Genomic DNA, 13,617 nt, shown 5'->3' with positions numbered 1-13,617 from the left:
TTCTACTCTAATAATGGATAAATTAAAGCTCTCTCCTGATACACATTTACCACCGATTCATCTGAACCACGAAATACCCCAGTACCATACATTTTATCCTCTTTGCATAATAACATGCCTACCAGATGAATCTGACGATGGTTTTCGGTATCAGTAAATTCTTTTTGCTCAACAAAGTGCTGTACAACATATTTGTTCCAGTTTTCCCGTATAATCAATTCCCATTCCTTCTCAGTACACTCCTTTTTAACATAGGCACCAATCCCTCTCCCTCCACTATTCAATTTCAGGATCAAATTCTCTTTACCATATATAAAACGGTCACAACCATCAGGATCTTGAATAACAAAAGTCGGAATAAGGTATTTTTTTAAGAGAAAATATTCCTCCTCGCTCAGGTAATCAGTCATTATCTGAGCATCATACATTACCGCTAAAACCCGTTTATCATGTATTAAAATTAAGGTACGGATATCATTAAAATAAGTATTTTCTTCGATCAATTTATCGAGTACCTCCGGGTTTATTTTTTTTAATTCTTCACGATCCATTTCTAAAATGAATTGAGAAACTGGCGCTCCATTGACTATAATCGAATCATTTGAAACCGTTAATTCCTGAGGTTTCACAGAAATTAATTCGATTCCCAACTTTGCTAATTCTCTTTTAAGATAAAAGATCTCTGTTCCTTTCTCATCATCATGAACGACAGCTACTTTTTTATAAGGAGCGAATCGATGGTATAAATCGCCCACTATATTCTTTAAATCTTTATTGCAAACAGTCGCTGGCTCTTTATCTAAATTTATCTGATCACCGATTAATTTTAAATAATAACTAATCATCCAGCCGTTTAGCGGATATCGTGCACCAATCTCACAAATTTTTGCCTGATCATTGATGTCATATAAAAAATCAGGGCGATAAAAGCCCTGATTGTATTGTTTGTGACTGTTTTTTTTTAATAAAGCTTCTAAGTCTTGGTCTAATTGATAATAGTCTCGAATCCTGTCATCCTCAAAATAATTAAGAACAATTACCTTACATGCTTTACTTAAAATAGAACACAGGCGATTCATTTGCTGGCAGTAATCTGAAGATAATAACACCGAAGAGTTGGCAAAAGAGCTTCTGCTTAACCTGCTCTCCTCTTGAAAGTATTCAGAAAACAATTCGTCCCATTTTTTCTGGTTTTCAGCATGATTTTGCTTTAGCCGAATCTTTGGAATCATGATTTTAGATTTCGCTTCTTTCTTTGTGATCGTCATTGCCAGGATAATAAATTAAAAACTAAGTTCTTCCATTTCCATGATATCCTCCATTACCGCTGATTTTTTTTCTAAATAATCTTTAATAATTGGTTCGAGATCATATGTTTCAACATCAATATTCATTGCTTTGGCATAATAAAAAACAGCATTAACAGCAAAAAAGAAATGATTTTTTTCAGTTGGCCCACAGTGTACACTTATCCATGCCAGTGTTTTTTCGCATTCCTCTTCAGAGAAATTGTAATCGTTTATTAACCACGATGTGAATTTTGGAAGTATAAACTCTACTTCTCCATGTGTATAAATTTCGTGTACCAAAGTTGTCAATAAAGCGATCATGATATCTTTATTTCGCAACGAATTTTGATCTTTCCATGCTTTAAAATCGCAAGCACTTTGATTTAAATACCTGCGTGAAAGCCAATCATCATCTGTACAAATTGTAGTTGCCATAGTATAAAACATCTGAGAGTGTAAAATTCTGCCCACTACAGCGAGATCTTCATCTACAATTCTGTTTAAACTTGTGATAGCATGCAAAAGTGCTTTTTCGTCAGCAACAGGTTGATTTTTATGCACCAGCATGGTCATACGGTTGCTAATTCCAGCCACAGTCATGGCACTGTTATTCGTTTGGCTCCAACTATGAAAAAACCGTTGTAAGTGTTCTTTCTCCTGAACTTTCGATGTCAACTGAGTAAAGCTCTTTTCGATTTTTGAAAATGCTTCCAGTTGATTAGGCAAGATTTTTAATAGTTGATGCTTTAAATGTGATTCTTCCATTCCTTGAAGAACCGGAAGAATGATTGAGCTTAAATTGTTCATAATTATTTATTTTTAACAGGTTAATTTTGACTGCACGAAGTAGTTTGATTTAAAAACGATCAAAAGCACTGGAAAAGAAGATTTTCTAATTCTTTTTATAGTAAACCTACTTTATAAAAAACAACGAGAAATACAAAATGTCACAAATCCATTAATTTTGGGTATGAAACAATAATTTAATGCAATAAGAAAAATGAGACTTCCAGCATAAAAGTTTACTGCTTTGCTAAAAAAATATAAGGTTAGTGTCCTTTAAAATGTCCTTTTTTATAAAATTTCTTTTCAATTTACATAATAATGCCCGTTGCCAGATTTTTTTATGTTTGTAAACAAATACTACTTTATGTTTTACAGTACTCAGGTTATTCATAGCGTGTCTAAACCATCGTAAACTTAGCATTCCGGCTAATTGCAAATCAAACTCATTGGTACTTTTCACATAACGACTTACCGTTGGAGGAACCTTTAATTCATTCCAATGGTTATATTTCTTTCTTGAAAGACTTCCCTGGACTTCTGTTACCCTGATATAACTTCCGGTTAAGAATCCTATTTTGGCCATTTTATTTTCAACTACTGATTTTAAAACTCTATACCAAAAATCGACTCCTTCATTTAACAAAGAGTCTGTTTCATAACGGTGTGCGCCTATATATTTACGAAAAACAACAACATTACTGCCACGCCCCATAAAAAAATAAGGTGAACTAACTGCAAACAAAGGATTGTACAAGAGATACAATTCATTATTCACAGGTCGTAGGTGTTTTTTTATTTTTTTTGTTTCAGGGTAGTTTATCCCGGAGGGATGAAGTTTAATTCCGGCAACCAGAAAATGAATTTGTTTCTCATGCATATAATGTGCAGCAGTAGCAATAAATTCTTTTTCATAATAATCATCTGCATCCAGAAAACTGATAAGATCTCCAGTAGCTTCTTCCATTCCTCTGTTTCTGGCATTTCCAGGCCCTGAATTGATTTTTAATACAATGAATTTAATTTTAGTCTTAGCAAAAGCTGCCTGATATGTTAAAAAACATTTTTTTGCAACCATCAAACTGGCATCCGTACTTGCATCGTCAACTATAATTATTTCTTTGGGCTTTTTGCTTTGAAAAGCAAGAGAAGTAATTGCTTTTGGAACATATTTTTCTTTATTAAATAATGGAATAACCACTGTATAACTCAACATAATCCTGAACTATTCTTTATAATTAACTGCACGATAAAAGGCATAAAACACTATCATTAAACTCGAAATACTAAGAAATCAACAAAAAAGGAAAATTTCTGTCTGATTATGCTTGTTCTATTTTGAGCGATAGTATTTAATTTTTCTGATTACATCAATATCTTTATGATGATATTGCTCTAACCAAATCGCTTCATCGAAGAAGCTGCAACGTGATTCAGCAATTACAATAATCGATTTGGTTAATGAAATCTGATGTAACTTTTTCAACAACTCTTCATATTGAAAATCAAAAAGAGGATTATAGAGATAAAAAACATTCCCATCCGCAATGTCCGTTTTTAAAATATCACCACAAATTGCTTTAGCATTTGGCAACTGCTCTTTTTCAATTAGATCTGCACAGACCTGATGTCGCTCCTGTAGAATTTCGATTCCTTTAAACTGCGCTTCAGGATATTTTATAGCACCGTACAAAATAATGTTTCCGTAGCCAGAACCCAAATCATAAAATACGGTTTTACTTGTTATTTGAATAGAGTCAAAAAGTTCGAAAAGGAAGCTGGAAGAACCATATCTGAAGGAATTAAGTCCATGTTGAATTGTAATATCGGAAAGGCTTAATTCGTTTTCAATATCCTCAGCATATTGATCAATTTCAGTTTGAATTTTTGTAAAAGCTTCCATTTATTTCATCATTAATAGTTCTAGTTTTTCTAAAGAAAGGACTGCTTTCTTCATTTTTTGAGCATATTCTTCATTTATTTTCTGAATATCAGCGTTGCAAAAACTACAGGTGGTTTCTTCTTCATAGACATAATTATCGCAGCCATTACACAATTTAAGTGCTTTTGGAATTCTGGGAGTTCTGTCTGAATCAGCTGAAACAACTACTGGCACAGCATCATTAGGTGATTGTATGGCTACTATTTCTCCTTTTTCATTTTCTACGACAATTTCAAAAAGACCAATATCAAAAGAAAGTCCGGGAGCTTCTTGCGTTTTTCTTATACGTTCATGAAGTCCTTTCTTTTTTAGTTCTAAAGCCCGATAGTGACAAAATGGATTATTACCTCTCTTACCAAACAAGACATGACTTGTCCAGGTGCAGCCTGCCAGACAAGAAGACTCGTAATAGCAGCCTTTGCAGCCTCCCCATAATTCTTCTTTATTTCTATATCGTGAAAAAACCATTTCTTCGCTATATTTCCAGATATCTTCCAGCTTCATATCTTTTACGTTTCCTCCAGTGTATTCATTAGTTGGTAAAGACGGGCAACCTTTAATTTTGCCATCAGCTTCAATACCTATTCCGGTGTGTCCGGCGGAGCAGCCTGTGTAATATTTTTCATTACCCTGTCTCCAGATATGTTCGTAAGGTCCAAAATAGCCTATATTATTTCCTGCCTGAATTAAAACATTATTGGCCAAAGCTTTTCTGTATATTACAATAAGGTTCTCATAAAAATCTATTAATTCGTAAGGCTGCAGTATTAATTCTTCCGAATTATCGACCGCATTTCCCATTGCAACAGCCAGTTGTATTTGCCAATTTTTGACATTGTTTTCTATGAGGACATCCAGAAGTTCATCTAATTCATTTTTACTGCTTTTTGTAATTACAGTATTTACACTGGAAGGTATATTGTGTTTTTTTAGTAATTGCAGACAGTTAATTGCATGTTCAAAAGAATCTCTTCTACCTCTAATTTTATTGTGTGTTTCGGGCATTCCATCAATAGAAACCCCAATATTTCTTATTCCGGCTTTTTTGGCATCCATAATTCGCTCTTCGGTTAGATTATATGCCCCGGACTGCATCGAACATTCAATTCCGCTTTGATTTATTCTTTCGATAATTTCAAGCCAGTCTTTTCTCAAAAAAGCTTCTCCACCAATAATGGTAATTTCTCTTGTGCCAAGACGCTTAAGGCTGTCAATAACACCAAAACATTGTTCTGTAGTCAATTCGCCAGGTCTTACTTTTCCGGCTCTGGATCCGCAATGCGAGCATTTTAAATTACATGCTAAAGTAATTTCCCAAACTACATGTACAGGGGTAGCCGTTGCATAATCGTCTCTTACTCTATATCGTGTTGAAGTTTTTTCCATCTTACATCGTTATTTAAAGTTCTAATTAATTATTTAAAAAAGCGGTTTAAAAAGTCTTACTTTACAAACCGCTTTCCAATTTAGATTACTTTTTCAGTGCTTCAATTGCGTCAAGCAGTTCAAGCAATGCTGCGCTTAAATCTTGTTGTTCTTTTACAGTTTGTTTAGCCTGAGCGGCTACTGCAATCATTTTTTCTAAATCGTTTGAAGCTATCGCCTCTCTAATTCCTGCTGCATAAAGCATAATTGCTCCCATAATAGTAATGTTTATAGTTAGTTATTCCTACTCTTGAGGTTTTTCGGTTACACCCTTGTTTTTCTGTACAAGTCAGTTAGATAATTAGGTTGGTTTAGACACCTTTTATTTTTTGCCTTTGAGCGAATCAATCGCTTCTAACAATTCTAACAAAGCAGCGCTTAAATCTCCTTGTTCTCTTATCGTTTGCTTTGCTTGCTCTGCAACAGCTTCCATTTTTGCTATATCATTAGAGGCAATAGCTTCTCTAATTGCTACTCCATACATTGGCATTACTCCCATAACTATTCTGTTTTTATAATTAGTCCTACTCTTAAGGTTTTTCGGTTACACCCTTGCTTTTCTATTCAGGTCAGTTGATTTGTGAATCGCTGATACCTTTTACTTTTTCTTTTTTAATGATTCTATCTCTTCTAGTAATTCCAGCAAAGCCACATGAATATCTCCCTGCCCCTTTACTATTTGTTTTGTTTGCTCTGCAATGGCTTCCATTTTAGCCAGATCGTTTGAAGCTATAGCTTCTCTGATCGCTACCCCATAAGGCATCATTACTCCCATAATTTTATATTTTAAGTTATTACTGAATTATTTGCATTTACTTTTACAGATAAATAATCGCTTTTATCTGTTTCTGTTTTAATATTTAGAACCGAAACTCTTGTAAAAAAAGTGCGGGTTCGTTAGGACTTACACAGGTTAAATTGCCCATCGTGAAAGTTTTGCCTTCCTTATTTTTTGCAGTAATCATAATGTTTTTCATTCCGGCTCTTAATGTACCGAATCGCTTACCACCGGTTACTTCAATTCCCATTTCGTGAGGTGTACCTGTTTTGGTGGCGATCAAATTCCCGGAACCATTTTCAATAAGCATGATCTCTCCAATAGCTGGTGGCGGAAATAATTGAGAAACTGTGATATCTGTAAGAGCGCCGAGCGTAATATAATCTGGCTCTGAGATACTTCCCATATTAATAGCTTCAGAATCTTGTTTATTGAATGTGATAGTTCTTCCAAACTCTGGCTGGCTGCTATTATTAGTACAATACATCCATGGTGTCGTGAAAGTAGTGCCATCTTCTGTTTCTCCTATTGCTACATATCTTTGATGTATCACAAGTTTCGTTTCCTGACTTTGTGAGTCCAGATTAAGATTGTAAAATACGGACATCAAAAGTGTACCTACTGCATAAGTTCCCGTAGCGCCTTCAATAACTGGAGGAATAACAGGTCCAATACCTCCACCATGCCAATCTACATAAGGATATACATTTACATTTTTAACTTTTACTGGTATAGGTTGCATAATAATTAGTTTTTATCCTACTCATAAGGCTTTTCAGGTTCGCCTTCGCTTTTACACTGTGCGAAACAGTTCGTTTTTTTAGTGGGTTCTGCTCCACTGTAGATTTTTTTGTCCCAAACAAACATTTCTCTACATGTTTTTATGAATTATGTACTTTTCTTTTAAAGAAATGCATCAGAAACAAATGCAGAAAATAAATTTTGATAACTTTATTTTCTGTAGTAAAATTACATCAGAAACAAAGTCAGAAATAAAAAAATGGTATAGAAAGGAGATTTTGACGTATGAAAACCTAAAAAGATATAACAAAATCTTTTTAAACACCTAAACAACTAATTATCAATACATAAAATTCAAAAATAATTTAAAAAACATCTTATAAAGAAGGGAAGAAATCTGCAAAATTTATTATTTAAGCAGTGTTGAAATTATCCAACTTGTATTTATTCCTGGATTTAAATACTCCCGTAAAATTCTTTTTTTACTGCCTCATTATATTCTATTTTATTTGGGGACTATTCGTTTTTCACTGTATCTGATTAGAATCATTTTTATTGATTAATTCTTCATTATTTATATCCTTAAATGATACATGTGAATTATTAAAAAAAAAGAACCGTACTGTTTTTGGAGGGAGAAAACGAACAATAATTATAAAGCGAAATCCTCCATGAATTAATATGACACTAACAAGTGAATATTAATTCATGGAGGAAGTCCTAATTGAAGTTGCTATCTATAATGCAGATTACAGGTGTGTTACTACTATCAAAAGTTCATCAGCCTGATTTTTGTTTGTACAACAATGATTTTTAATAATTTGATTCGGGGAACAAAAAGCCACTTAGGGAATCTAGGATATTCCAGATGCTCACTAATCATAACAAAAGTTACAATTAGCATTGCTAAATCGTGTCCTTTTGGTAAAAGCATAGGAAATAACATCAAAGCCCATCCGGAACCAATACACCAAACACCATGTGTTACCCCAAAAAAGAAAGAATCGCGAAAAGCCTTCCATCCAAATGCTGACAGAATTCGATGATTATGACCGAGGTTTAAAAATCGCTGCTTAATTGGTGAAACCTCCCATATTACTACAATAACAAACAATACTAATGCAGGAATATAAGATCCGGGCAATAAAAGGTTAACTCCCATTATGATTTCTATCATAAATACGCCAATGAACATCCATCCTATCAGATAACCTAACACAAACAGTAAAGAACACAAGAATCGATAACGTTTAAAACTCTGTTGGTAAATAAACTGAATGGGCAGAATTAATTTAGGAAGCATCATTGCAATCACCATAAGCGCCCAGCCAATTAATTGAGATGAAAAAAGCTTCATCTGAAGCAACATTTGAAATGATGTAGCAGTGGGACAAGAAGCAAAGACATGACAGTATTTCATTGCCATAATATGACCTGGATTTACCAAAAGTAGTGTCCATACCAAAATGCTAATAATGGCTATACTAACTGCAATACGCTTATTTTGTGAAAGTTCCATATCCCTTTTTTTGACTTATTGTCCTGAACGGTAAATTCCTATTCGTTCTACTGTAATTTCATTCCCATCAAGAGGAGCATCTTTACTTTTTATTTGGACATCTAGTGAATTAATATCAAGAGCACTATCAAGATGCAATTCGTCAATAACATTTGTGATATTGAACTTAAAAGTAAGTCCTGCACCGCCATGAACAGTATTTTCCATCGAGGCACTAAGCACTCCAAAAAGAGAAACAGACTTGATAAATTTTTGATTTACATAAAGGGAAAGAAAATTAGAGTCTTCGCCCCCTTTTACTCCTTCCAGCTGCAGATACACCTCATCAGGAGCATTAGAAACAGAAGCTTTTAAAAAACTGTTTTTTACTGATTTCAATGCCGTTTTATCCAATTGAACAGTAGTTTTGGTTTCTTTATCCTTTAAAATAATTGAACCACTACTTGCTCCTACTAACTCTTTATTTTGTTTATTAGCCATCTTAAGTCCTGTTTCTAAATTTGTTACCCCAATTTTATTTAATCTAAGAGATAAATTCTGTTTTAAAGAACTCGGTTGAATAGTGTCATAAGAAGTTAAAGAGAGATCACTATAGGTATAAGAATAATATGTTCCGTTATACTTCAAATCATTTGTAGACTGAACATCCGCAGGTGTATAATACCAGGCAGTACCATTTGCATCCAATGGCATAGCAAATTGTGAATTACCATTTGCTGTTGGTCCAACCAGCCAGTCTGCTTGTGTAGGATTACTATTTTTTCCGGTTACATTCCAGGCATCCCACATACGGTCAATATTTGAATGATGTAAGAAAAATATTGGATCGAGAGCTGCTGTTGCAGGCACTCCCATCAAACCTATTTGTCTTAGCGCATTTCGCCCGCCTACCATACCGTGAACGAAATTATGGGGATTCTGCTCAAGATCGCCAGTTTCTGAACCACTATGCGAAAATCCAGTTTCTCCCCCGCCATAAAAGTAGCCATTTAGATCGCCTGGCCCAAGCGTTGAAGGAGCAGATCCTTCACTATAAATAGTATCCCATTGACATTGATCATTTGCAGAATTCTCTCCATTACCTACCTGTACACCAGTTCCATAACGCTCAGGTACATATAACGGATTTGATGTGTTATCTGGTAAAACAGTAACTGTAAATGCTGGAGGAATATTAGATTCGGTATAGATCTTAGACTGGCTTAGATAATTCCAATAAGGCAATGACCAATCCGAAGGCCCTTGTAATTCAGATATAATGGCACGAAGAATATTTTCGAGTGCAACCAAATATCCCCTGTGCCAGGGAGGAAAAAACCAGGTACCGTGCTGACATTGATCCCAAAAAATACTTGTTAATGTAGCTGATGGAAGTGTATTTAAATTTGCAGTAGCTCCTATGTATTTAATATTGACCCAGTTTAGATATTGGTATGGCTTTGAATATAACGATTTTGGCAGTAATAATTCTCCGTGAATTGCAGCATAAAACCACCAGCTTGTAGGGTCACTTACAGGGCGGGACTGCATTACCTGAACGGCTTTTGCATACCAATAAAGATCAGTATAATTACCGGACTTATCTATAAATTGCCCTCCATTGTTGTCGTCCCAAGCGTTTTTTCTTAAATAAACTAATTGCTTCCATGTAGTACCATTATCCCAATTTATCTCGGCATTGTTACTTGACAGCGTTCCGGTTTTATTTCCCCCATCATCTGTAAAGTTTACAGTAATTACCGATGGATTAGAAGCGTTTACAGTGCCTTGAAAAGGGCCACGGCCGTTACTGTAAGTTACACTAATGCCGGTCTTAGATCCGGTAATTGTGATTAACACATTTTGTTGATCTACCCACTTTCTGATAAATGAATTCATGATTTAAGGATTTAATTATTTGTCTTACTCATAAGGCTTTTCAGATGCCACCTTCGCATTTTACTGTGCGAAACAGTTCCCTTTTTTTTAGTGATTTTAGTCTTTTTTTTCGTTCTTGAGAAACACTTCTCAACAAACATTTTTTTATGACTAAAAGTCAGCTCATTTCAGGTTTTGACAAAAAATTAATTAAAACAAAACCTGAGGATAAAAGATACTGGATTTTATTTTCTGTAGTAAAACTACCTAAACAATTAACGTGTCGGATAAAAAAAGGGTATGAGACGGGGATTTTTACGCATGAAAAGCATAAAAATTAAGAAGAGACTGTTTTTTTTTTTAAAACACTCATTATCAAAGCAAAAATATAGTTTCGGTATTTTTGAATAAATTAAAAAACGATAGAAAACAGGTTATATATACGATGCCATTGTTATTGAACCATATTGCCCTTTGAATAAAAAGGGAAATTGTCAACAGTAATTTCCTGCTTCAGTAACGCAATATCCAGGCTGCCATCATCCTCTGTTAGTATGTAATTTGGTTCAGGCAAATACCGTAACTGAAGGTGAGGATGATACACTGTTTTTCTACCTTTGCGGAAATACGCACACATTACCGAAAAGCTACTATTGGAACAAACCAGAATATCGGCTTCAACAAAAGATTTAAAGATGGAATGTATTTGATCGTAATTTTTTTCTTCGCGATCAGAGCCAATTATTACTCTGGTATGTTTTCTCTTATCAAAACGTTCTAAAATATCCTCTGAATTTTGTTTTTCGGTGTAGATATTAAAACAAACATTACCAACACCATACGCCTTTTCGATATGCAAAATGATGTTTTCGTAATAATCCATATCAAACATATACCTTACTGCAAATGGGCTTGTAAAGTGCTGCGGAAATTTTTCTCTGTCATAATCTGTTCCTCTATTAATATGCACAGCAACTTCTACAGGCGATTTGAATTTATTTATTTTTAAAGAGTGGAGTTCATTGAAGTTCTGAGATACTTCTTGTTGAATTTCGGCAAAAATATTTCGAGTGGTTCTTCCCTCCAGATACCAGGGTATCGTTTGAAACGGATGAATTCGCAAAGCATTTTCTAAGATTACCAGTGTGTCATTATTTGTCTGCGGCAAAGCTTTTTCAAAATATTGCAATAATTCTTCATAATCATCAATTCCGCACCATAAAGGACCTTCAACCCTTACTATATTTTTATATTTCAATTTACGATCTGCTCTTTCTACAACCGGATATTTAAATCCAAGTCCAAAATAATCCAAATATTCGTAAGGAGTATGTACATAATTTAAGTTAAATAAGCGACCAATAGTAAGACCGCCCAAAGCATCTTTCAGTTGATGACCGTGATTTCCTCCTGAAGTAAATTCTATTGTAAAGTCCATTTTATAATTTTTATGAAATTTTATTTTATGATTCTTTTTACTGATTTTGCCAATTCAAACATATTGTCCACATGAGCTTCTCCTTCTAAATACTCGTAACCATGCTTTTTTATCCGACTGATTTCACTCATTCGATTGACATATACTTTATGTTTTTTGCATACATAATCTTTACCCAGATATTTATAATGCAACAGTTTCAATTCAACTCCTGAATCTGTATTTGTATTTTCATAAAAAACAGGATTACATAAATGGGCACCGGGCCTGTAGTTAATTTCTTTTATTCTTTTGGGGTCAAAAATGATCTGTTTATCAAACCTTTCAGATCGCACTCCACGCTTGACCTGCTCTGTTATCCCTTTTTTATAGTCGGCTGGAAACTCATGACTCATCATATTGTATCCCATTACAGCAGGCAGAATTATATTTTGCTTTTTGGCCTGTGCTAACTTTTCTAATAAATTTTCATCATATAAAAATTCATCCATATCACAAACAATGACATAATCTGCGGTACTTCCTTTCCAGCAATTATTTTTTGATGCTGTCAGTTTATCTTCTACGAATTCATTCCCTGAATCCAGATATTTGAATATTACATTTTCATAAGTACTGGCTAACTGCATCGAGTCATCTGTACTCTGATTATCAATTATAGTAATCTTACTACAGAATTTAGAGTAATAATTTAAAGTATGCCGGATCATCTTTTCCTCATTAAAACAAAGCACATAAAGTTCAATAGAAATAGTGTCGTTTTGAGTCATAATTATCCTGAGTTACTTTTATGGTTTCAATTACCAAAATATCTGAACCAACAACTTAGAAGAAATCTTCCAACCTGGGTTTAAATACTTTTTTTATTCTAAAGTCAAACCTATGACAGAAACCTAAACACAAAAGAAAAAATGCCACAAGAAAAAGATTCCTTGTCATAAGAAGATCAAAACAGTCATAAAAATCACAAAAAAATAATCATCAGCCACCAAAGAATGGGTACACTTTCAACCCAAAAAGAAGTATAATATTTGGAACGATCTGGATTTGCAAATGCAATAAAAAGCATCAACATGATAACCATAATAAGATTTATTACGGCATCACGATAATTAAATGTGGAAATAAAAATTTCTAAAAACCAAAACGGAATCAGTAATAAAAAGCCTAAAAGTTTAGTTCTTTTTACTCCGATTGTCTGCGGAACGGTTTGTAAATGCGGATCATCATTCGCTAAATCAATAATTTCAAAAACTAAAATCAGTACAAAAACCAGAACAAAACGTTGAATGCACTTGATGAAGAAATCTGTTGTAAACGGAATTTCGGCATTTATTAAAGGCAGAACTAAAGTAGCCCCAACCCAGCAAAGTGCAACAATATAAATTTTCACGCCTGCCCAGTTTCGGGCATTTCTACGATTAGGGAAAAATGGCAGGGTATAAAGTGCCGTTATCAAAAAAATAACTACTGAAACTATTTGCGAAATTCTTTTCAAATGAAAAAAATAATAACCGACCAAAAGGAGCGAAATAAAACTAAAAACAGTAATCATTTTTAGTTGAGTACCCATTGGATTTTTCTTGACACGAACAAGCGAATCATATTTTACGAAATTATATCCTACAATTGTTCCGAAAAAAACAAACAAAGCCATCGCTTCATCATACTGAATATGAAACACATGAAAGGTGATATGAACCAGAGCGTAACACGACAAAGCCACGTGAATACTGCCGTTTAAATAAAAATCGAATATCTGTTTCAGTAGTTTCATCCCTCAAATCTAATCAATTGTTAACAAACCCTCAAATTGGTTGAAAAATTCATAAAAATTGAAGTTAA

14 protein-coding genes are annotated in these 13,617 nt (G+C 34.0%); all 14 read right to left on the bottom strand.

What is annotated here, in order from left to right:
• Positions 1-2: 2 nt before the first annotated feature.
• A complete protein-coding gene (locus tag ACNC7R_RS03060) occupies positions 3-1,268 on the bottom strand; it encodes a hypothetical protein (RefSeq protein WP_417939545.1) in 1,266 nt (421 codons plus the stop codon).
• Positions 1,269-1,283: 15 nt separating this feature from the next.
• Positions 1,284-2,096, bottom strand: a complete 813-nt coding sequence (locus ACNC7R_RS03055) for a hypothetical protein (RefSeq protein WP_417939544.1) — start codon at positions 2,094-2,096, stop codon at positions 1,284-1,286.
• A gap of 226 nt (positions 2,097-2,322) precedes the next feature.
• Positions 2,323-3,288 carry a glycosyltransferase family 2 protein gene (locus tag ACNC7R_RS03050; protein WP_417939543.1) on the bottom strand — a complete coding sequence of 322 codons (966 nt, stop codon included), beginning with the start codon at positions 3,286-3,288 and terminating at the stop codon, positions 2,323-2,325.
• A gap of 117 nt (positions 3,289-3,405) precedes the next feature.
• A complete protein-coding gene (locus tag ACNC7R_RS03045) occupies positions 3,406-3,975 on the bottom strand; it encodes a hypothetical protein (protein WP_417939542.1) in 570 nt (189 codons plus the stop codon).
• Positions 3,976-5,400 carry a radical SAM protein gene (locus ACNC7R_RS03040; protein WP_417939541.1) on the bottom strand — a complete coding sequence of 475 codons (1,425 nt, stop codon included), beginning with the start codon at positions 5,398-5,400 and terminating at the stop codon, positions 3,976-3,978.
• An 85-nt stretch (positions 5,401-5,485) separates the two neighbouring features.
• A complete protein-coding gene (locus tag ACNC7R_RS03035) occupies positions 5,486-5,656 on the bottom strand; it encodes a DUF1843 domain-containing protein (RefSeq protein WP_417939540.1) in 171 nt (56 codons plus the stop codon).
• Between the two features lie 105 nt (positions 5,657-5,761).
• Positions 5,762-5,938 carry a DUF1843 domain-containing protein gene (locus ACNC7R_RS03030; protein ID WP_417939539.1) on the bottom strand — a complete coding sequence of 59 codons (177 nt, stop codon included), beginning with the start codon at positions 5,936-5,938 and terminating at the stop codon, positions 5,762-5,764.
• Positions 5,939-6,037: 99 nt separating this feature from the next.
• Positions 6,038-6,214, bottom strand: coding sequence for a DUF1843 domain-containing protein (locus ACNC7R_RS03025; RefSeq protein ID WP_417939538.1), 177 nt, complete (start codon positions 6,212-6,214; stop codon positions 6,038-6,040).
• Between the two features lie 85 nt (positions 6,215-6,299).
• A complete protein-coding gene (locus ACNC7R_RS03020; RefSeq protein ID WP_417939537.1) occupies positions 6,300-6,959 on the bottom strand; it encodes a hypothetical protein in 660 nt (219 codons plus the stop codon).
• Between the two features lie 768 nt (positions 6,960-7,727).
• A complete protein-coding gene (locus ACNC7R_RS03015) occupies positions 7,728-8,477 on the bottom strand; it encodes a DUF2182 domain-containing protein (RefSeq protein ID WP_417939536.1) in 750 nt (249 codons plus the stop codon).
• 15 nt (positions 8,478-8,492) lie between these two features.
• On the bottom strand, positions 8,493-10,355 hold the full coding sequence (locus ACNC7R_RS03010; RefSeq protein ID WP_417939535.1) for a tyrosinase family protein: 1,863 nt from the start codon (positions 10,353-10,355) through the stop codon (positions 8,493-8,495).
• 433 nt (positions 10,356-10,788) lie between these two features.
• A complete protein-coding gene (locus ACNC7R_RS03005) occupies positions 10,789-11,772 on the bottom strand; it encodes a hypothetical protein (protein WP_417939534.1) in 984 nt (327 codons plus the stop codon).
• A gap of 20 nt (positions 11,773-11,792) precedes the next feature.
• Positions 11,793-12,542, bottom strand: a complete 750-nt coding sequence (locus ACNC7R_RS03000) for a glycosyltransferase family A protein (RefSeq protein WP_417939533.1) — start codon at positions 12,540-12,542, stop codon at positions 11,793-11,795.
• Positions 12,543-12,736: 194 nt separating this feature from the next.
• The gene (locus tag ACNC7R_RS02995; protein WP_417939532.1) at positions 12,737-13,549 is read right to left on the bottom strand and encodes a hypothetical protein; all 813 of its coding nucleotides are present in this window, start codon (positions 13,547-13,549) and stop codon (positions 12,737-12,739) included.
• Positions 13,550-13,617 lie beyond the last annotated feature (68 nt).

The organism is Flavobacterium adiutor (assembly GCF_048282555.1).
Lineage (GTDB): Bacteria > Bacteroidota > Bacteroidia > Flavobacteriales > Flavobacteriaceae > Flavobacterium.
The sequence above is the reverse complement of the archived record's forward strand: the minus strand, read 5'-3'. Positions and strand labels throughout refer to the sequence as shown.